Source organism: Legionella stuttgartensis (assembly GCF_977063405.2).
Window position 1 is genome coordinate 17,645 of sequence record NZ_CDRUHA020000001.1, and the last position, 18,513, is coordinate 36,157.

The following is an 18,513-nucleotide window of genomic DNA, read 5'->3' on the forward strand; positions in this document are numbered from 1 at the left end:
TTATTTTTATCTACTAAAATTAGGGTGTGTTGACAAAGAATATGGCACTTGAATCAAATTTCTGATCACAGCAATAACTTCAGTTAATGATTTCTGCTCTAGTTCATTTTTTCTCAAAAAGGCTTTCCACATTGACTCCCTGCTTGGGTCATTAGCAAACTCATCGGTCAGGCCAATAGGTAGCTCTTCAGGAAGATCCATACTTCGACGATTAAATGTAGCATGTATCGCTTTAGCCAAGATTTGATTATCTATCTGTTCATTACCTAATAATACATAAAGATCCAAGTAGTCTTTTAATCGACTATTAGTCATGCCCAATAATGCAATTGCGTGCAGTTTTTCTGCAATTACCGTATAAATTGGATAAGTACGGATTTTAGGGGCAGGAAGATCACTAAGAAGTACGGGATAATGGGCATCTATTGGCCCAGGGGTAACTGCATCACCATACCCTATATCAATTTGTATTTTAATCTTTGCTTTCGCCAATTCCCCAAATAACTCAACTCTTGCCCCAGTATAACCTCCATCTTTTTTGATAGTATCGGCCGTCACTGATTCAGACAGGAAACTTATTCCATCATCTGCAGAGATTCTGCAAATTTTACTGAATGTTTGTTTAATATACGCTAGATCATTATCACCAAACCCCAATAAATCAATATCTTTAGTTGGGCGATGAGGCATGTCATACCACAAGTTAAATAGTAAGGCACCTTTCAACAAAAACTGTTTAGAGTATTCTGATTCGCCAATTCGATATAACAAACGCTCTAGACCATAACGAGTCAATACCGCATTAAAATCAGAACCTTCTTTAACAGCTATATTCTTCAAACGAGAGCGTACAGACTCACCAATATTTTTTGTCATTGAATTGCCTCAATATAAGGACGCATTACGTTTGCAACGCGACAAATTTTCGCATAATGCCATAGTTCATCAACTGTGACTTTATTTTTTGTATAAGCCTCTTTGAGCGCTTCAATAGCCACATCAAGTCCAATTTTATTGCGATGTTTGAAACAATCTGCAATTGTCTTGGCAAAGTTATACACCCTTAGCTTAATATTATCTGATTCTATAATTTCAATTCCTTCACTAAAGGCTTCATCTGAATATTGCACCATTTTTAGAGGAGGATAATCCATTTTTGGCGCATGACTCCCTTTTGGCATAGCTATCCATACTTTTCGAGGTAGCTGTGTTGTTAGATCATGAATCTGCAAAGCAGTTAGCAGGCAAAACACTGCTTGGGGTACTCGGCTTGCTATAATAACCAGGCTTTCTTTTTCTGAAAACTCCGTCTCGGGCAAGCAATAGAGACCAGAAGCGAGTTTTTCAAGTTTGTTTTCGCTAACAAGCCTCGAAATGGTCGCTCTAGTGATCCCCCTTTCGGTTAGATCGGACATTCGAACAATGCCCGATTTACTAGCCATCTGGAGTACTTTTTGTTTATAGGTAGCTTCTGTCTTCATATTTAATATTATGATACATAATTTCGTTAATTACAAATAAATAACGAACATTTGTATCAAGCGACTTACATTTTACCTTATCCATCATTACGTCTCAAATAGTCATTTTTATGAAAACCAAATGGCTTTTTCAGTAAAATGCCAATAAAGTAGCTAAAATATCCTTGCGTGAGATTTGCGTGTTTGAGTACGACACTGTTATACTCTGTACGACAATTGTAGTGGTATCCCGTTGCAAATTATTAATTTAAAATCAACGAGTTAATTTTAAGGCTGGGGGCTCATAATCCGTTGGTCCTAGGTTCAAGTCCTAGTGGGCCCACCAATAAAATCAAGTAGTTACGAGTAGTTCTGAAAAAAATTATGACCTCCGTGGGACACTCACGGGGCACTTAGAAATAACAAATACCAATAACTCACAACTATTCAATATTATTTTTGATTATCATCTAAACCATATTGATGTCTTCTCAGTGCTTCATCTTCTGATGTACGTTGTTTTTCTGCCTCAATTTGCCTCTTAAGTATTGCTATGTAATTTTTAGCGAAAAGAACGACTTCACGATTTTGATCGTCTAACCACATCTCAACTTCTTTTATTCTCTCTTCATAGATGTATATAAAACCTTCTGTACCTTCAACAACTCCCGTTGATTGCAATGCGATGGCTACGGCATTAAGTAAATCCTCGTTGTTATTCGCAACCTTGATCAACTCTTTACATATTGGATATATAGACTTATTACCATCATAACCTCGTAATATATCAGCAATAAAAAAGTGAGTAAGGTCATCACCCTTATTCACGAGCTGAATCAGCAATTTTTCAAAAGCAGGTTGTTCTTCAAGTTTTGGAAAAATTAAATTTAACAACCTCGCAGCATTATAAGTAAACAGTCTATCGTCAAATTTCTTATAGGATAGAATCAATTCAATTATCTGTTCTGGAACCTTAGAAAGAGGCTCAGAAAGCGAGCTAAATTGAAATGGAAGAGCCTCAAATCTATCATCAGACTTTTCCTGAGGCAAAATGATGCGTTCACAGAAGAATTGCACTATTCTTCTAGGAGCCTGTTCAGCAATGGGCAATATGATCTCTTCAGCTTCATGACCAATTTTTTTTAGCCAAAGTAGATTTGTTAAAACAACATCATAATTACCTTCATCCATTTTATAGAATACGCTGACATACTCTTTACTAAACCACAGATCAAATATCCAATTTGAATATCGCAGTTCTGTGCATTTCTCAATGGCAGGTATCATAACCTCATTAATGAGCTTATTATCACTATTTTTATGTTGTGCAGCTGAAGTAGCAATTATTTGACTCAAAAGATGAGTGTTTTTTAAAAGCTTAGCTTTATCAAATAATTTTTTTAGAGTCGATAGTTTAAAGCTGGCAGTAAATTGCAAAAACCTTGCAACAGCAAGAAAAAACAGACCATTTCTAATCCAAGAGGAAATAAGACCAGACAGCACACTCTTTTTAGGGCTTTGCTCAACTCCTCGTAGAATTGGAACAATAAACCACCCAAGCTCCTCGGGAAACTCTGATAGTAGTTGTAACGCGATTTCAGACGATTCTTTTCCCAAACACTCTAAAAACTTCCCGAAATAAGGAAAGGTTGCCATATCATTTGAGCGAATAGCAGCATATTGAAAAACTCGCTTTTTCCAGACTGCATAATTTTGTTCATTGATACTTCCAACAAACTCAATAATCTTTTTTTCCCTAATTTTTCTTTCCTGTTCAAAATACCCTTTTTCCCGTTCTCCATCCCAATCATGAAAAATACTTTCAAACCCAATGAGTACACGAAATATTTGAAATTCTTCATTATCATCCAGTTTCTTTTTGACTGCTAATGCCGCTTTTTTTATATCGGAACTCAAGCTCCCTAAATGATAATAAAGCCAGTAGGCATCATGCTCTATAGTCTGAAGTACTTGGAGATCTTCTGATTCAACAATACAGTCACTCATAAATTGAAGAACAACCGTTGTATTATCTATTATCATTTGTTCTATTTCTTTGGTTCGCTTAGAGACACTAGAAAACCTTGTAGCTGTTAACATCACATCCAATAATTTTTTTTTGGTCTCAAGATTAGGAAGTTCGAAGTATATTTCTTTTAAAAAATTTAAAGCATTCTGGCGTAATTTGATTAATCCTTCTTCTGGAGGTATAGATGCAGTTTGAAATGCGACAGTGTTATATCCCCACACAACTCCTTCAATTGAAGGAGATAGAATTTTTTGAATACACGTAAAAATAACATTCAAATATATTTTTCTTTCATCTTTAGAAAAAGATTGAATTTTTTCAATGGCTTTTTCTTGTGGCCACCATCCTAACCGATTAAAGACATCTAAATTATATTGAGCGATAGCTTCAAGTCCTTTAATTGCTTGCTTTCTAACATCTTCATCTTCATGAATAACATATTCAAAAAGAATATTTAGAATTTTTTCAATGTCATAATAACGTACAGTTTCTAAAGCATTAAATACTTGAGTGATTAACTTTTCTTTAGTGTATATACTTTTTAATGTATCTAATGGAACATTAAGGATATCTTTATAACTTAACTCAATGGAATTTAAGCGAGGAAGTAATTCAAGATATATCGATATGACTTGTTTAGGGAGGCGCTGAGCTATAATCTTTAGGAATGCAATTTGTTCTGATATACCATCAAATTCAATACTCGATCTTAACTCTTTATCGGCTTTTTTTAGCTCATTTTGAATTGCATCAAGAGCACGCGAGTCTTTATCTGCCTTAGTAATAAGAAAATTAATAATTTTCTTTTTTTGTTTAAGATCCATGATTACTCTTACTCCAACATTCCAATGATTTCATCCATTACTCGTTCACTAGCAGCATGACAAACTTCTTTATCTCCGACGATATAATGAGTGCCGAGATCTTTTATATACGGATTGGGTTCCCCAGAAAGCATCACAGCACAAGCCTCTACTCTCCTGGGATTATACCCCTTCGAGCTTACTGCCTGTATGAGTGTGTCATGCGTTGGAGAGTCAAATGCCACTAGATAACCAAGTAGCCTCAAGTAAATTTCGCTATCTTGTTTATAAATTACTTGTTCTAGAAGGCGATTAAGAGAAGTCATGTCTACATTATCCTTCTCCATCTGAACATTTAACTCTAATTCTTGGGAATCTATATTTATTTCTGGTTGTGATATCCCAGCTTCTTCTCTATGCAAAATATCAAGCAGCTCCTCAAGTTTTATAGGGTGATAACCCAAACTTTGGAGAGCCTCTGACATAGTATTATCATTAGATAAAGAGTATCTTAACTCATATCTTCCATGCTCTGGTGTCTCTAAAACATTCTTCGCAGCCTCGTATATCCACGCATCTGGTATATCTTTCCGATTCTTTATCCCTTTAAATGGAGGTCTGCCGTGAAAATAAGCATCCCAAACCGGATCAATATGTTTTTCTAATGGTGGATAATTTTTTATACTGTTTTTTTCTAGAAACTCCTGAACAATGTTTTTACTTTTTTCGGTGAGATAAGCAATATCATCTAACTCTTCAAATATAATTGTATTCAGTAATAATTTTGAGAAATAATTTGTACCTTGATGTGAGGATATAGTGTGCCTAAACGTACGTAGATTATTTTCTAAATCCCTTATTTTTTGTGTCCGCCATTCTTCAAGACATAAGCTGGATGTACATAAAATAATTCCGCCATTCTTAGCATAATTAAATAAAGTGTTATACCCCTCATCTGTAGATTTGTATCTTTTGAAAAAACCAGTCTCTAAAAATATTATACAGTTTCCCAACAATGGCATATGTCCCTCATACTTTCTCAAAGAGTGCACTGATTAAGCGTCTATAGATAAAAATGCTATTAACCCTATATGGTAATGCATTAAATTTTAAATCACGATTATTGAGTTTTTAAAATTACTGTCCCACTAGTGCCCCATGGCTTCTTGTATATGAATATATATTTCTATTTTTCATAATCTTACCATAATTATCCATAGGATTAACTAACTGATGTTGCTATTTTTTGGGACATATTATAGTGTGTGGCAACTTATGTGTATTAATGTTTATTTATGGCTACCATTGAAGAAAGAGTCGATAAAGACGGCAAACCAAGTTACCGCGTTAAAGTCAGACTTAAGGGATTTCCTACACAGCAAGCTACATTCAGAAGAAAAACAGATGCTCGCAAGTGGGCAGCGCAAACTGAAGCAGCTATTCTTGAAGGTCGTAATTTTAAAACTACAGAAGCCAAACGTAGAACACTTGGAGAAATGATCGACCGCTACATCAAAGACATCCTACCTCTTAAGCCTAAAAATAATAAAAATACTATTTTGCATCTTAAATGGTGGAAACATGAACTTGGGCAATATTGTTTAGCAGACATATCACCGGCTTTGATTGCAGAACGAAGAGACAAACTATCTTCGGGTATCACAACAAGAAACAAACTCCGCTCTCCTTCTACTGTAGTTCGATATATGGCAGCCCTTTCCCATGCTTTTACCATTGCTGTTAAAGAATGGGGCTGGATTGAGGATTCGCCTTTACGCCGAGTTACAAAGCCCAAAGAGCCTCGCGGTAGGGTACGGTACTTATCAGATGATGAACGGAGACGCTTATTAGACGAGTGTAAAAAAAGTGACAGCCAATATTTATATACTGCTGTAGTACTCGCTCTTTCCACTGGGGCAAGAAAAATGGAAATACTAGGGTTGAAATGGCATGATATTGACCTTACTAGGCAAGTTATCACTTTGCATGAAACTAAAAATGGCGAGATACGTTCATTGCATTTACAGGGTCTCGCTTTTGAATTAATCAACCAATTATCAAAGATACGTCACCTAAAATGCGATTTAGTTTTCCCAAATCACAAATTTAAAAAACCTATCGATTTACGTACTCCTTTTGAAAATGCAGTTAAACGTGCAGGGATCGCTGATTTCCGGTGGCATGACCTGCGGCATAGCAGTGCATCCTATTTAGCAATGAACGGAGCAACCTTAGCAGAGATTGCCGAAGTTCTTGGACATAAAACCCTGCATATGGTTAAGCGTTACGCACATTTGTCTGATGCTCACACAAGTAAAGTTGTTGCAAGTATGAATGAGAAAATTTTTAGCAATACAAAGGATGGAAAATGATAATCGACAAAAAATTTATTAAAGCCATAACCGAGACTCATAAAACAGCTACAGAAATGCTTAAAATAAATACTATCAAGCCCCTCCCTGCAAACATTATTAGTGAAACAAATGCTGCCATAAATGATTTAATAGATTCAAACCTAAAGTTAAAATCATTTGGTAATTGTTGTAACAAAGGTAATCATTCGAAGGCTGACAACAAAACTCCCCCAATAACAAATAAGTCCACAAAAAAACAGAAAACCGTGCAAACTCGTGAACATGCACTTAATACACTTATAAAAGAAACGTATATTAAATCCAAAGATAAATCGCCTCGAGCAATTTGGAGTCAATTAGTAATTATTGCTCAAAATGAAGACTCAATATTACAAGAAGTAACTTCCTGGTCTGCAAAAAATCCGGTAATTAAATGGATTTCACCGGAGGGTATTGAGCAAGATCTACAACGCAATTCATTTCGAAATATCATATATAAATTAAAACGCATTAAATAAAAATACATCGCTAATTACACATCTACACAAAATGGAATTAGCTGTGTATTCCCACTGGTATACCTCTTAATACATAAGAATTCACTTATGTGTATAACGCTAATGAGAGGTATCTATGAATAATACACAACTCCCCCAGAATACTCGCTATATCCCTGTTCCCAATTGGGAAAAACACCATGAATGGCCGCGAATTGGTGGTTTGCGAAATCTTATTTTCAATAAGGATAAAAATGGTTTTGATAAAGTTATCAAGAAAGTTGGTAAACGCATACTAATTGATGAAGCAGCCTTTTTTGAATGGGTAGCAAACCAAGGGAAAGGGGTATAATCATGATTAAAAAGAATCGCCCAGTAAAACCGGGCAACCCTTCTAAAAATTGTCACGAATATAATAATTCAAAATCCAATCAACAAACAAGAATGCTTAAAGCTTTCAAAGAAAATCCAAGGAGATCTACATTTGCCTTTCATAACATGGGAATTGTAAGCCCACCCCCTCGTATAAAAGAGTTAAAAGAAAAACACAATATCGCCAAAGAGTGGACCAAGGAACCGGATCGGAATGGCATTATTCATAAAATTGCTTTGTATGTTTATCTAGGTCCTATTACTCAGGGGGATAATTAATATGTCTCGCATTCGGACAGTTAAACCAGAATTTTGGACAAGCGAGCAAATTTTATCTTGCTCGCTTAATGCCAGATTACTTTTTATTGGTATGTGGAATTTTTGTGATGATAATGGCGTACATACTGCATCCTACGTGCGTCTTAAAACAGAAGTTTTTCCAGCAGATGATTTCTCTCCTGCTGAAATAGAAAAACTCATCAATGAGCTTATTCAAAATAATCTATTATGCGAATATGAGGAGGATAATGCCCTATACTGGATGGTCACGGGCTGGAAAAAACATCAGCGTATTGATAAACCAACATCACGTTACCCCCTTCCACAATCTAAGCTCAATAAATTCGCCGATCACTCTTTGAGTACTATTAGAGGAGTAAACGAATTATTAGATAGTCCTCCGCAACTCCTCCATGAGCCCTCGACTACGGAATGGAATGGAAAGGAAAGGAGTAGAAAGGATATAAATATGTGTGAGGTCGAAACCTCACAAATTGCTGCTTCTCAAGTTAACTCGTCTATTTTTGTAGAAGAAATTTTTCAACATTGGCAAGTTACCATGGATCGTCCAAAAGCAAGGCTGGATAAGAAACGTCAAAATATAATCAAGTCAACTTTAAAATCAGGTTATACCCCTGCTGAGCTTAAACAAGCAATTGATGGCTGTGCTAAAACCCCTTACAACATGGGAAAAAATGATCGTAATCAAACCTATAACGATATCAGCTTAATTTTTCGTGATGCAGATCATATTGAGCGTTTTATTAATAATGCCAAAGAATATAGCACGTGGCATGGAGTTCAAAGCACTGATGACTTAATGGCGGGGGTAATTTGACATGATAATGGCTAAAGAAATTTCACAACAACTTGCACAACGGGCAGAGGAGATTGCTAGATATTTACTCCCGAACGGTAAGAAATCTGGGGCTGAATGGCGTGTTGGTAGCATTCATGGGGAAGTTGGAGAATCACTTAGAGTACGCCTTAAGGGGGAAAAAGCTGGTATTTGGTCAGATTTTGCAGAAGGTAGTAAAGGTGATTTACTTGATCTATGGGCATTGACGCATAATTTAACGCTAGCTAACGCAATTAAAGAAGTAACTCGTTATCTTGGTATACCGTCCCCACAAAAGTTTGAAGGTCATAAGAATTCTAGCTTTGCTAAACCTAAATTAAATAATATTGGAGAATTAGCTTTATCATCCCCTGTTATGAGCTATTTGGTTAATGAAAGAAAACTTACAGCTGAAACTCTTCGAACTTATCAAATTGGCGAACGGAATGGAGATGTTATTTTTCGCTATTGGCGTAATGAAGAACTTATATTAGTAAAATATCTTAAATTACACAGAGTGAACAATAAAAAGAAAATTTATGTTGAACCAGATTGTGAGCCTTGTTTATTTGGTTGGAACCAGATACCAACGAATGCTCGCAAGGTAATTATTTGTGAAGGGGAAATTGATGCAATGTCCCTATACCAATATGGCTTACCAGCTCTCTCAGTGCCCTTTGGAGGAGGCGGTGGAGATAAACAACGTTGGATTGAATATGAGTTTGATCGGCTAGCTATATTTGATCAGATATATCTCTGTTTAGATAATGATGATGAAGGTCACAAAGCTAAAGTTGAATTGATTGATAGATTGGGGCGTCATCGTTGCCACATTGTTACATTACCATATAAAGATGCAAATGAATGCCTACAATCTAATGTTTCTAGAGAAGTTATTCATCAATGTTTTGATGAAGCAAAAACTCTTGATCCAGAAGAGCTAAAATCAGCTCGTGAGTTTGTTAATCAAGTAATTGGTGAATTTTACCCATCTCCTGGCGTTCATATTGGATATAATGCTCCTTGGGAAAAAACAAACGATATAATTATGTTCCGTCCTGGTGAGTTTTCAGTTTGGACAGGAATTAATGGGCATGGAAAAAGCCAATTATTAGGCCAAGTCATCCTTCATATGATGAAACAAGGAGCTCGTGTTTGCATTGCAAGTTTAGAAATGAAGCCCAAACGTCTATTGATGCGCCTCACCCGACAAGCAAGTGCTCTAGCTGAACCATCCATTGAATATATTCATGCTATTCATGATTGGCTTGGAGACAAACTATGGCTATTTGATCTAGTCGGTACAGCAAAATCAAAGCGGTTATTAGAAGTTTTTCAATATGCTCGTCAACGCTATGGTATAGATGTTTTTGTTATTGATTCACTGATGAAATTAGACATTGCTGAGGACGATTATAACTTACAAAAAACTATTACGGATCAGCTCTGTGATTTTAAAAATCAACACAATTGTCAGATTCATCTAGTTGTACATCCGAGGAAAACAGAGGACGAATCAAAAATTCCGGGCAAATTAGATATAAAAGGTACAGGAGCAATTGCAGACTTGGCTGATAATTGTTTTAGTATTTGGAGAAACAAGAGTAAGGAAGATCTAATTAAAATGAGGTCAAATGGTGCGAAATTAAATGAATCCCAACTAAAAACTATTAATTCCTCGGATTGTAGATTGTATTGCAATAAACAACGTAATGGTGATTGGGAAGGTGCTTTAGGTTTTTGGTTCCATCCTCCATCTCTACAATACTTATCTCAACCAGATTGTAAACCAAAGAGAATTGTTGAGTATTCTGAATTATAACCTATTTTAGCATAATGTATTTTTTGATAATCAACCTGATCTGTTCATTTAACATATTATGCTATACTTGCTGCTATATACAAGGAGAATAAATGAACACAGCCTTTCAAGTTGCTGACTATTTTCTACATAAAGCTTCACAAGAAGAAGATGGCAGCGAATTAATCTCAAACCTTAAATTACAAAAATTAATTTATTATGCACAAGGCTTCCACCTGGCTATGTATGGTAAGCCTTTATTTGCGGAGGTAATTGAAGCATGGACTCATGGTCCTGTTTGCCCTGTACTTTACCATGCAAAAAAACAACATAAAAATGAAGCTGTGGCTCCTAATCCCGATTTTGATGCATCTGTTTTCAATAAGGAACAACAAGATCTCCTTAATGAAATATATGAAGTTTATGGTCAATTCTCAGCATGGAAACTCAGGAATTTAACTCATACAGAATCCCCTTGGCTTGATAATATTGATTCAGAAAGTAATAAAGTTATTTCACATGACGACTTAAAAGACTATTTTAAAAACCAATTGAATTAATCATGGCGAAAAGTAGCTTAAAATCCCCTCCTATCCAACAAGGAAAAAATTTTTCTGTAAAAACAGATAATTCTTCAACTAATCCGTATAAGCCATTATTTTCATTAGAACATTTACAGCCAAATTATTGTATTTCTGATTGCACTAAGGAACAAAAAGCTGCACTTGCAGATGCACTTAGGAAACGAGGAAAAATGACTTGGAATGAGATTATTCAGGCTCATAAACATGGATTAGGCACTGAAAAAATTGCTCAACATGCCATCAAAGCGCCCATGCCTAAAGATATAACTCCTGATACAAACCTTATTGCTTTACGGTTTGATGGAAAAGCGGCTATGGTTGGCCGCAGAGACGGAAGAGTCTTTATCGTATATTGGATAGATCATAACTTTACTTTGTACGACCATTAAAGCCTTCACTTTCATGAGAAATAGAACTTCCTAAGCAGGATTTTCAAGTTCATTTAATGGGGGGATAAGCTCCCCTACATTTACATTCAATGCAAATGCAATTTGGATTAAATTTTGAATAGAAATATTTTGCTCACCTCGCTCCACTCTACCCATATATGTACGCCCCATAGATGAAGCATCAGCAATACTCTCTTGCGAGAAGCCTTTAGCTTTTCTTAATTCTCTGATTCTGTCCCCTATTTTTATGAGGTTTTGATGTTTTTCTTTCATTTAATGAGTTAAGACGATCACACCCTATAAGTTCCACACCCAATAAGTGGCATTAATCTGTGTTACCCGATATAATTCCAGTCCCAGCAAGTTATGGGTATATGGAATCAAGAAGAACAAAAAGGAGAGTTGAATAAAATAACATTAAGCGGAGTTGTATCATGAGAACTTCAAACGAAATTCTTCTATCTAAGGCTGAAATCTATATTTTGCTCAGCATAATGACCAACCAATCTGAATCTGGCAGAGGTGTACTAAAAAGCACCATTTCAGACAACATAAGATCTTTAGGTGATAATGACTTTCTAAATTTTATAGATTTTAAACTCAACCTAAATATAGAGCATTTGATAGTAAAACAATTAATTGAGCGTTCGCATGATTCTATTGATCCTGCTTATGCAATTACATCTGCAGGAACAAATTGGCTATTTATAAATGAACACAGTCTTGATGAGTTACTTTCTTTGGATGGAAAAGCTAATGGCCCACATATAAATTTAATTGAAAATTGATGTTAGGGAAACATTCAATTCTTACGTCTTCGATTACTTTCCCTAATTGCTTGTCGACCAGCCTCAGTTTTAGGCCCTGTTGACAAGCCGCCATGCAGTTTACAACGTCCATTTACTGCTGTATCGCTAAAGTGATCCCAAACAGGTGGAGCCTGACATAAGGTGTTTTTTCTAGTCTTAGCATCGCATGTTCCCCTTTCAGATTTTCGAAGCTTTGGAGAATTAGCAAATAATGAAATACGAACATTAAAGTTCTTATCGAAATACACTGTAGCCATATTTTACGTCTCCCTATTTCTACAAATCCAGACCCCATGATGCGCGCGTGTGTAGTGTCACCCTTCATTTATTTGATCATAAAAAACCTAGTAATGACAGCAGTTATCAGAGGACAGTAGTGAGAATTCGTCTCATTACACGAGCGTATCTACTATATTTTATAAAAGAGATAGGGATAAAATTTATATAAAAGGAATGAATTATGCGAGGTTTACCTCTGAGACAAAGGGTAGGTATATCTTTCGGAATTTTATGGCTATTAGTTTCTATACTCGTTTCCCTATTTTTCGCAAATGTTGAAAGTGTAATGACAGGGGTCATTATATTTTTAATATTGGGCGTTTTTCCAGTGATTATAATAAGTTGCCTCTGGTGGATATCAGAAGGAGTGAACTGGACAAAGAACAAATTAATTGTAACCCTCAGTGTAATTATAACTGTAACTTTAATAGTTTTTTGCTATGCCTACATGTCGACTGATTCTTCAAAAGCTCTCTTAAATTCGAGATGGGGGATGTCTGAACAGGAAGTGAAGAATGCTAATGGTGAAGCTAACTCCCAGTGGGGAAAAGGCCTTATACCGCTGGATATAGATGGTGATAGAGGAGTAATACAACCAGCTCCAAGTTCAACTCATAATGCCGAGAAAGTTGTGGTGGTATCGCAAAATTCATTGTTTTTACCAGAATATAGCAAAAGTTTTATTGTAGGTTATTACTTTTTAGATAATAGCCTATATGGATATGACCTATCCTATTCTACAGATAGTAAAGAAGAAATTAATGCGATTTTGGAAAAGCTTAGAGATAAATATGGTAAGGGTATGGTACTTAAAAAAGCTCCTGAAGATGAGAATGAGATTGTAGCTATTGGCTGGGTACAAAAAAAAGAGCATATTTTTTTCTCTGTAAGAAGTAGAGTAGACGACGGTATACTTAAGTACTTTGTTAATATTGAAATTACTTATCTCCCTATCTATAACAAAATTTATAACCTTTGAGAGCCAATGCACTAAAATTAATCAACTATTGTGTAAATATAAGTCCTTTAAGCTATTTGCGTACTTTTTATTGTCTATAATCGTAATCAGGGAAAATGCGTAACATGGAGAGGTTATGAAAGCTAAAACGGAAATTTTAAATTCAAATGACTTTCAATATCATTTCGATCGCCACATATACTATAACAAGCAAAGCAAAAAAATCTTTAGTTCAGAAATTATCGAAGATAATACTGAAAAGTGGCTAGTTGATAAGATTCAAGAAAGAAATAACACGGGCAGTTGGCAAATATATTTTAATAATGGTTGTACTCTGGAAATGAAAAAAGAACTAATTTCTGAGCTTGATAGTTCTTCTTAAAATATCAGATTGAACCCATGGGGCACTGGTGGGGCACTCACAGATAAAAAATAACAATAATCTACAATAGACAAGAACAACCGTTTTGAGCTAACCTCTTGATTGATTTATTGTTATTTGTTGTCATTGATGGTCATTTGTTAATCACATATAACTCATAATCCGTTGGTCCTAGGTTCAAGTCCTAGTGGGCCCACCAATAAAATCAAGTAGTTACGTGTTGTTTTTATTAATTCGAATAAATCATGTAGACGCAATATAGACAAAACCAAAGGACTTTCAAAGAGAATTTTAGTCATCGCAATGGCCTCCTATTTTATTTAGCTCAAAATGAACATACTCCATGACGTCACCCTAAGAATCTTCGAATACTGTTAGCGATTTCTTGCACATGAGTTTCGAGAGCAAAGTGTCCGGTGTCAAAAAACTCCACGATTGTATTTGGATTATCACGCTTGAATCCCTCTGCACCTTGAGGTAGGAAAAACGGATCTCGTTTACCCCAAACAGCTAAAAATCGGGGCTTGTAAGTTCGAAAGTACTGTTGAAATTCAGGATAGAGAGAAACATTTGATTTGTAATCACCCAACAAATCCAACTGTATTTCATCGGCACCTTGTCGCTCCATATAATAATTGTCGAGCGAATAACCGTCTGGAGAAACTTCTGAAGCATCTTTAGTCCCATGCGTGTATTGCCAAAACGTTGTCTCTGGTGTCAAAAATGCACGTAAAGCTTCTCGGTTCGCGCTCGATGCATCTTTCCAATATGCCTCGATTGGCGTCCAACCATCACTCAATCCCTCTTCATAAGCATTCCCATTCTGAGAAATGATCGCTGTGATGCGCTCCGGATGCTTCATTGCAATCCGCAAGCCAATAGGTGCTCCATAGTCGAAAATATAAATTGCAAATTTATTAAATCTTATGACTTCTGTGAATTCATCGATCACCTTCGCGATGTTATCGAAGGTGTACCTAAATTCCGAACGTGGCAGCATTTCTGTTCTACCAAACCCGGGCAAATCTGGTGCTACGATATGGAATTGATCAGAGAGGAGTGGAATCAAGTCCCTAAACATATGGCTTGAAGTTGGAAATCCATGCAGCAGAAGCAATTTAGGTTGTCCTATGGTTCCCGCTTCTCGATAAAACAAATTCAGACTATTAACCTTTGCAGTTTTGAAGTGAATTTTGTTCATTTTATTTCCTTAAATAATAAAACCTCATTGAGGCATCATTTTTACGAATCAAATTCCATATATAACAGCGCTTATAATTCAGTAATAGGGCTTAAGATTGTCTCTACAATCACTTTAGCAAGTAGCCCGTTTGCTTGCAAACGGGTAAACCAACCTAAAATTTCTGAACAAAATAATAGATTATTTGCAGACGTATAAAAAACACATGGGACAAAAGGGATGTCACCCTCTTCAGGACTGCTTTATTTTCTTTTAGTGTAAGCTTTAACAAAATTTTTATTTTGCCTCTTCATTTTATTAGCACTTTTTAATGCTAATAAAGAGGGTATTCCACAGATTAATGGGCAGGCTTTTATTCCACAAATTTCTTTGCTGTTGGCTATCATCTTCACTATAAGTAGTCTGGCTGTTTTAATTAGCTTTATTCATCACATCCCTGAAAGTATTAATATGTCTAATGTGATTGCTTAAGTCGGAGAAGATTTAAATAGTCAAATCAGCAAAAATTATCAAAAACGGATCAGCCTTCGGGCTATAGAGCAGATATTGAGAATAAATTACGATTAATAACTAAACCAATTCCCTCTCAGGAGTTTTGTGACCTATATTTAGTAGAGAGCAACATTATGTATGTAAAGATAGGAATGCAACTTTTCATATGATCGAAATGATTATTTCTATACATAAAAACATCACTAATGATCTGCAGAGATCTATTTTAACCGCTCATGCACTATCGCTTAAAGAGGCCGCAAATGAAAGTCTTCCACTAAAAGAAGACCGTAAAAAACTTTTAAGCTTATATGAGCATCATTTTATTAAGGAAATAGGCTAGTTTATATCATCTACTTCCTGGTCATTTGTTTCAGGTACATTATTCCCCATACAACTCCTAATATAGCCGCGATAAGAGATCCCAGTAGCACTCCTAATTTTGCGGCATTTAAAAACTTCATATCATTAAAAGCTAACATGGCAATAAACATTGACATGGTAAATCCAATTCCTGCAAGAAGACCTACCAACCAAATACCGTTCCATGTCATACCATCTGGTAAATGACACCATTTTAACTTAACACAAATCAAGCTAATTCCAACGATCCCTATAGGTTTTCCACAAACTAGCCCTACAGTAATACCGGTTATAATAGATAACTCTGGAGCAGAATAAGTGCCTTCACTGAGATTTATACCCGCATTTGCTAATGCAAATAGTGGCATGACGATATATGCAATCCATGGGTGTAATGCTTGCTGAACTCGAACTACCGGAGGCAATAATTCTCTTTTAGCGACGTGAAGCTTCTGAAGTAGATGCCTTTGCCTCTGCCCTTTTTCTGACTTTATATCTCGCCCGGTAAGCTCGTGGGTAATGCGTGATAATAAATCTAAAGGACGCTCAGACATGGATTTGGAGCTTACAGGAGTCATTAGACCAAGAATTACTCCTGCTAAGGTAGGATGCACCCCACTCATAAGAATTCCAAACCAAATAAGGCTCCCTGGAATAAGATAGCTCCATGCTGAACCAATACCAATACATTGAAAACCCAACACCAATATAATACCGATTCCTGCTGTTAGAAATCCCCAATAATTGAGACCTTCCGAATAAAATAAAGCAATAATGAGTACTGCAAGAATATCGTCAATAATAGCTAAAGAGAGCAAAAATACTCGAACCTCCCCAGGAATAGAGCGGCCTAATAATGCCAGTATTCCCACTGCAAACGCAATATCAGTTGCGGTAGGAACAGCCCAGCCATTTTGCTGTATTGGTGCAAAATTAAAAGCTAGAAAGATTATTGCCGGAATGATGACCCCACCCAAGGCCGCAATAACAGGTAATATTGCTTGCTTAATTTTACTTAACGAACCCTCATGCATCTCACTACGAATTTCCATACCCACAATGAGAAAGAAAAAGGTCATCAGAATATCGTTGATCCAAAAATGAAGTGACTTAGAAAATTGAAGCTGACCTAAGCTAATAGAAAATGGGGTTTGCCATATATTTGCATAGCTATCAGCCCACGATGAATTAGCCCATATTAATGCTATTGTGGCTGAAATAAGCAAGATCACACCACTCACTGCCTCAATATGAAGGAAGTGTTCAATTGACGCAAAAGCGCGAGCAACCAAGGCTTGAGTTCGTGGCAAACTACGCTGCTTAGGATGGGGATTTATACTCATAACGGTCGACATCCTTCGTTGAAAAATATTAAAAAATATTAAATAAAATATAATAATCAAAACATATGCTATAACAAAACTGGGAGTTGAGCTGATTTAGTAATATAGCACGCTAGCTAGGTAGTCTTTAAATAATTGTGGCAAAGCAGCTTAAATGGTTAGCAACCACTGATTTAATTGATTAATAACCGCATCTATCTTTTCTGACTGACATACACCAAGCGACTGGGTTCGAGAAGTACCTAAAGCGCGTAAATGCCCAGCCCAAAGTCTGAAATAGATTCAGGCGTAACTGAACCTAAAGATGAGAGTTGACTATTATTTGAATCAAGACGATTTCTAATTGATAAACCAGTCCCGGGTAGGCCAATATTTGCAAAAAGACCTTTTTTCCCAATATTAATAGACGTCCCTCTTGGACCAAGAGATAAACTGCCACCTTTCTTACCAATATTTAACCTAACTCCGGGTAATAAAGTAATTCGTCTTCGAAAACGAAGCGCCACTATTCTCCCTCCTGATGATTCTTCCTAATATCCTGTATTGCATCACTAAAAGAAGCTGCCAATATCCCAGTAGGCATTGCAATCAGTCCGATACCTGTAATAGCAGTAATTGCACCAAATAACTTACCTAAAGGAGTTATAGGGTAAACATCACCATAACCAACAGTTGTCAATGTTGCTATTGACCACCACATCGCTCTAGGTATGCTACCAAAATGGTCAGGCTGTACTCCTCCCTCAACAATATACAATATAGAGGAAGACAGAATTAAAGCAAAAACTCCAATAGCAAAACTGATAATTAATTCAAATCGTCTTGAATAAATAGCATGCCCTATATTTTGCATAGCAACTGTATATCGTCCTAATTTTGCTATTCTTAAAACACGAAGCAATCTGGCTAATCTTAGAATAAATCCTTCAGTACCTAGGGTAGTAAGCAGAATTAATAAGACGGTTAAAAGATCTAAAATTGCTGCTGGAGTTAACATATAGACAAGACGATTTGAATATTTTGGATTTTCTATACTTACCCAGACTCGCGCTGCATATTCAATGGCAAAAATAATTGTAAAAATCCACTCCGAAGATAAGAACAACCATTCATGGCTTTGATAAATTAAACGTTCGGTTTCAACAATTGCTAATAATAGTGAGAGAATAATAATGATAATAATCGCTTTATTAAGGACGGATAACCCTGGTGATATTCTTAAAGATGGATCTAAGGACTCTGCAATTTTCCGTCTTAATGACATGCCTTCATCCTCATAG

23 protein-coding genes and 1 pseudogene are annotated in these 18,513 nt (G+C 36.0%); 13 read left to right on the top strand and 11 right to left on the bottom strand.

What is annotated here, in order from left to right:
• Window positions 1-6 precede the first annotated feature (6 nt).
• From ACWTEW_RS00080 to ACWTEW_RS00095, 4 genes are all read right to left on the bottom strand, one after another.
• A complete protein-coding gene (locus ACWTEW_RS00080; protein WP_028378775.1) occupies window positions 7-876 on the bottom strand; it encodes a nucleotidyl transferase AbiEii/AbiGii toxin family protein in 870 nt (289 codons plus the stop codon).
• A complete protein-coding gene (locus ACWTEW_RS00085; protein ID WP_229309780.1) occupies window positions 873-1,442 on the bottom strand; it encodes a type IV toxin-antitoxin system AbiEi family antitoxin domain-containing protein in 570 nt (189 codons plus the stop codon). Before ACWTEW_RS00085 ends, ACWTEW_RS00080 begins: the two co-directional genes overlap by 4 nt.
• 471 nt (window positions 1,443-1,913) lie before the next feature.
• The gene (locus tag ACWTEW_RS00090) at window positions 1,914-4,313 is read right to left on the bottom strand and encodes a hypothetical protein (protein ID WP_454783288.1); all 2,400 of its coding nucleotides are present in this window, start codon (window positions 4,311-4,313) and stop codon (window positions 1,914-1,916) included.
• Window positions 4,314-4,321: 8 nt separating this feature from the next.
• A complete protein-coding gene (locus ACWTEW_RS00095) occupies window positions 4,322-5,314 on the bottom strand; it encodes a PIN domain-containing protein (protein ID WP_454783289.1) in 993 nt (330 codons plus the stop codon).
• Window positions 5,315-5,587: 273 nt separating this feature from the next.
• Between ACWTEW_RS00095 and ACWTEW_RS00100 the strand changes: the two genes are divergently transcribed.
• The 8 genes from ACWTEW_RS00100 to ACWTEW_RS00135 all read left to right on the top strand — a co-directional run bounded on the left by ACWTEW_RS00100 (window position 5,588) and on the right by ACWTEW_RS00135 (window position 11,406).
• Window positions 5,588-6,664 (top strand): tyrosine-type recombinase/integrase, encoded by a 1,077-nt coding sequence (locus ACWTEW_RS00100; protein WP_454783290.1) that lies wholly within the window; start codon window positions 5,588-5,590, stop codon window positions 6,662-6,664.
• On the top strand, window positions 6,661-7,164 hold the full coding sequence (locus ACWTEW_RS00105) for a hypothetical protein (protein WP_454783291.1): 504 nt from the start codon (window positions 6,661-6,663) through the stop codon (window positions 7,162-7,164). Before ACWTEW_RS00100 ends, ACWTEW_RS00105 begins: the two co-directional genes overlap by 4 nt.
• A gap of 115 nt (window positions 7,165-7,279) precedes the next feature.
• On the top strand, window positions 7,280-7,495 hold the full coding sequence (locus ACWTEW_RS00110) for a hypothetical protein (RefSeq protein ID WP_058511783.1): 216 nt from the start codon (window positions 7,280-7,282) through the stop codon (window positions 7,493-7,495).
• 2 nt (window positions 7,496-7,497) lie between these two features.
• Window positions 7,498-7,794: a helix-turn-helix domain-containing protein gene (locus tag ACWTEW_RS00115; protein ID WP_058511782.1), complete on the top strand. Its 297-nt coding sequence runs from the start codon at window positions 7,498-7,500 to the stop codon at window positions 7,792-7,794.
• Window position 7,795: 1 nt separating this feature from the next.
• Entirely contained in the window at window positions 7,796-8,632 is an 837-nt protein-coding gene (locus ACWTEW_RS00120; RefSeq protein WP_454783292.1) for a hypothetical protein, read from the top strand.
• 7 nt (window positions 8,633-8,639) lie between these two features.
• The gene (locus ACWTEW_RS00125) at window positions 8,640-10,454 is read left to right on the top strand and encodes a bifunctional DNA primase/helicase (RefSeq protein WP_454783293.1); all 1,815 of its coding nucleotides are present in this window, start codon (window positions 8,640-8,642) and stop codon (window positions 10,452-10,454) included.
• Window positions 10,455-10,546: 92 nt separating this feature from the next.
• The gene (locus ACWTEW_RS00130; protein ID WP_058511779.1) at window positions 10,547-10,993 is read left to right on the top strand and encodes a Panacea domain-containing protein; all 447 of its coding nucleotides are present in this window, start codon (window positions 10,547-10,549) and stop codon (window positions 10,991-10,993) included.
• Between the two features lie 2 nt (window positions 10,994-10,995).
• Complete coding sequence (locus ACWTEW_RS00135; protein WP_454783294.1) at window positions 10,996-11,406, top strand: hypothetical protein; 411 nt, start codon at window positions 10,996-10,998, stop codon at window positions 11,404-11,406.
• Window positions 11,407-11,436: 30 nt separating this feature from the next.
• Here ACWTEW_RS00135 and ACWTEW_RS00140 read toward each other — a convergent pair whose 3' ends face one another.
• Entirely contained in the window at window positions 11,437-11,679 is a 243-nt protein-coding gene (locus ACWTEW_RS00140; protein ID WP_058511778.1) for a helix-turn-helix domain-containing protein, read from the bottom strand.
• A 161-nt stretch (window positions 11,680-11,840) separates the two neighbouring features.
• Here ACWTEW_RS00140 and ACWTEW_RS00145 point away from each other — a divergent pair, with 161 nt between their 5' ends.
• Complete coding sequence (locus ACWTEW_RS00145; RefSeq protein WP_454783295.1) at window positions 11,841-12,194, top strand: hypothetical protein; 354 nt, start codon at window positions 11,841-11,843, stop codon at window positions 12,192-12,194.
• Window positions 12,195-12,208: 14 nt separating this feature from the next.
• Here ACWTEW_RS00145 and ACWTEW_RS00150 read toward each other — a convergent pair whose 3' ends face one another.
• A complete protein-coding gene (locus ACWTEW_RS00150; RefSeq protein WP_058461119.1) occupies window positions 12,209-12,472 on the bottom strand; it encodes an HGGxSTG domain-containing protein in 264 nt (87 codons plus the stop codon).
• Window positions 12,473-12,675: 203 nt separating this feature from the next.
• Between ACWTEW_RS00150 and ACWTEW_RS00155 the strand changes: the two genes are divergently transcribed.
• Both ACWTEW_RS00155 and ACWTEW_RS00160 read left to right on the top strand, forming a co-directional pair.
• Complete coding sequence (locus ACWTEW_RS00155) at window positions 12,676-13,473, top strand: hypothetical protein (protein WP_454783296.1); 798 nt, start codon at window positions 12,676-12,678, stop codon at window positions 13,471-13,473.
• A gap of 115 nt (window positions 13,474-13,588) precedes the next feature.
• Window positions 13,589-13,834 (top strand): hypothetical protein, encoded by a 246-nt coding sequence (locus ACWTEW_RS00160; RefSeq protein ID WP_058461117.1) that lies wholly within the window; start codon window positions 13,589-13,591, stop codon window positions 13,832-13,834.
• Between the two features lie 155 nt (window positions 13,835-13,989).
• On the opposite strand, the gene ACWTEW_RS00165 is transcribed toward ACWTEW_RS00160, so the two are convergent.
• On the bottom strand, window positions 13,990-14,133 hold the full coding sequence (locus ACWTEW_RS00165; RefSeq protein WP_454783297.1) for a hypothetical protein: 144 nt from the start codon (window positions 14,131-14,133) through the stop codon (window positions 13,990-13,992).
• Window positions 14,134-14,183: 50 nt separating this feature from the next.
• Window positions 14,184-15,035, bottom strand: a complete 852-nt coding sequence (locus ACWTEW_RS00170; RefSeq protein ID WP_454783298.1) for an alpha/beta fold hydrolase — start codon at window positions 15,033-15,035, stop codon at window positions 14,184-14,186.
• 282 nt (window positions 15,036-15,317) lie between these two features.
• Here ACWTEW_RS00170 and ACWTEW_RS00175 point away from each other — a divergent pair.
• Together ACWTEW_RS00175 and ACWTEW_RS00180 are read left to right on the top strand one after the other, a co-directional pair.
• A pseudogene (locus ACWTEW_RS00175) lies at window positions 15,318-15,506 on the top strand (DUF2254 family protein); the annotation flags it as partial.
• Between the two features lie 187 nt (window positions 15,507-15,693).
• Window positions 15,694-15,870 (top strand): hypothetical protein, encoded by a 177-nt coding sequence (locus ACWTEW_RS00180; RefSeq protein ID WP_483099553.1) that lies wholly within the window; start codon window positions 15,694-15,696, stop codon window positions 15,868-15,870.
• Between the two features lie 10 nt (window positions 15,871-15,880).
• Here ACWTEW_RS00180 and nhaA read toward each other — a convergent pair whose 3' ends face one another.
• The 3 genes from nhaA to ACWTEW_RS00195 all read right to left on the bottom strand — a co-directional run bounded on the left by nhaA (window position 15,881) and on the right by ACWTEW_RS00195 (window position 18,497).
• A complete protein-coding gene (gene nhaA / locus ACWTEW_RS00185) occupies window positions 15,881-17,233 on the bottom strand; it encodes a Na+/H+ antiporter NhaA (RefSeq protein WP_454783300.1) in 1,353 nt (450 codons plus the stop codon).
• Between the two features lie 242 nt (window positions 17,234-17,475).
• On the bottom strand, window positions 17,476-17,739 hold the full coding sequence (locus ACWTEW_RS00190) for a DUF4236 domain-containing protein (RefSeq protein ID WP_454783301.1): 264 nt from the start codon (window positions 17,737-17,739) through the stop codon (window positions 17,476-17,478).
• Complete coding sequence (locus tag ACWTEW_RS00195) at window positions 17,739-18,497, bottom strand: potassium channel family protein (RefSeq protein WP_454783302.1); 759 nt, start codon at window positions 18,495-18,497, stop codon at window positions 17,739-17,741. The genes ACWTEW_RS00190 and ACWTEW_RS00195 overlap by 1 nt, the downstream gene beginning before the upstream one ends.
• Window positions 18,498-18,513 lie beyond the last annotated feature (16 nt).

Bases quoted from the DNA above. Each gene is read 5' to 3' on its own strand.
- ACWTEW_RS00080 (WP_028378775.1), bottom strand. From the start codon at position 876: ATGACAAAAAATATTGGTGAGTCTGTACGCTCTCGTTTGAAGAATATA.
- ACWTEW_RS00085 (WP_229309780.1), bottom strand. From the start codon at position 1,442: ATGGCTAGTAAATCGGGCATTGTTCGAATGTCCGATCTAACCGAAAGG.
- ACWTEW_RS00090 (WP_454783288.1), bottom strand. From the start codon at position 4,313: ATGGATCTTAAACAAAAAAAGAAAATTATTAATTTTCTTATTACTAAG.
- ACWTEW_RS00095 (WP_454783289.1), bottom strand. From the start codon at position 5,314: ATGCCATTGTTGGGAAACTGTATAATATTTTTAGAGACTGGTTTTTTC.
- ACWTEW_RS00100 (WP_454783290.1), top strand. From the start codon at position 5,588: ATGGCTACCATTGAAGAAAGAGTCGATAAAGACGGCAAACCAAGTTAC.
- ACWTEW_RS00105 (WP_454783291.1), top strand. From the start codon at position 6,661: ATGATAATCGACAAAAAATTTATTAAAGCCATAACCGAGACTCATAAA.
- ACWTEW_RS00110 (WP_058511783.1), top strand. From the start codon at position 7,280: ATGAATAATACACAACTCCCCCAGAATACTCGCTATATCCCTGTTCCC.
- ACWTEW_RS00115 (WP_058511782.1), top strand. From the start codon at position 7,498: ATGATTAAAAAGAATCGCCCAGTAAAACCGGGCAACCCTTCTAAAAAT.
- ACWTEW_RS00120 (WP_454783292.1), top strand. From the start codon at position 7,796: ATGTCTCGCATTCGGACAGTTAAACCAGAATTTTGGACAAGCGAGCAA.
- ACWTEW_RS00125 (WP_454783293.1), top strand. From the start codon at position 8,640: ATGGCTAAAGAAATTTCACAACAACTTGCACAACGGGCAGAGGAGATT.
- ACWTEW_RS00130 (WP_058511779.1), top strand. From the start codon at position 10,547: ATGAACACAGCCTTTCAAGTTGCTGACTATTTTCTACATAAAGCTTCA.
- ACWTEW_RS00135 (WP_454783294.1), top strand. From the start codon at position 10,996: ATGGCGAAAAGTAGCTTAAAATCCCCTCCTATCCAACAAGGAAAAAAT.
- ACWTEW_RS00140 (WP_058511778.1), bottom strand. From the start codon at position 11,679: ATGAAAGAAAAACATCAAAACCTCATAAAAATAGGGGACAGAATCAGA.
- ACWTEW_RS00145 (WP_454783295.1), top strand. From the start codon at position 11,841: ATGAGAACTTCAAACGAAATTCTTCTATCTAAGGCTGAAATCTATATT.
- ACWTEW_RS00150 (WP_058461119.1), bottom strand. From the start codon at position 12,472: ATGGCTACAGTGTATTTCGATAAGAACTTTAATGTTCGTATTTCATTA.
- ACWTEW_RS00155 (WP_454783296.1), top strand. From the start codon at position 12,676: ATGCGAGGTTTACCTCTGAGACAAAGGGTAGGTATATCTTTCGGAATT.
- ACWTEW_RS00160 (WP_058461117.1), top strand. From the start codon at position 13,589: ATGAAAGCTAAAACGGAAATTTTAAATTCAAATGACTTTCAATATCAT.
- ACWTEW_RS00165 (WP_454783297.1), bottom strand. From the start codon at position 14,133: ATGACTAAAATTCTCTTTGAAAGTCCTTTGGTTTTGTCTATATTGCGT.
- ACWTEW_RS00170 (WP_454783298.1), bottom strand. From the start codon at position 15,035: ATGAACAAAATTCACTTCAAAACTGCAAAGGTTAATAGTCTGAATTTG.
- ACWTEW_RS00180 (WP_483099553.1), top strand. From the start codon at position 15,694: ATGATCGAAATGATTATTTCTATACATAAAAACATCACTAATGATCTG.
- nhaA (WP_454783300.1), bottom strand. From the start codon at position 17,233: ATGAGTATAAATCCCCATCCTAAGCAGCGTAGTTTGCCACGAACTCAA.
- ACWTEW_RS00195 (WP_454783302.1), bottom strand. From the start codon at position 18,497: ATGTCATTAAGACGGAAAATTGCAGAGTCCTTAGATCCATCTTTAAGA.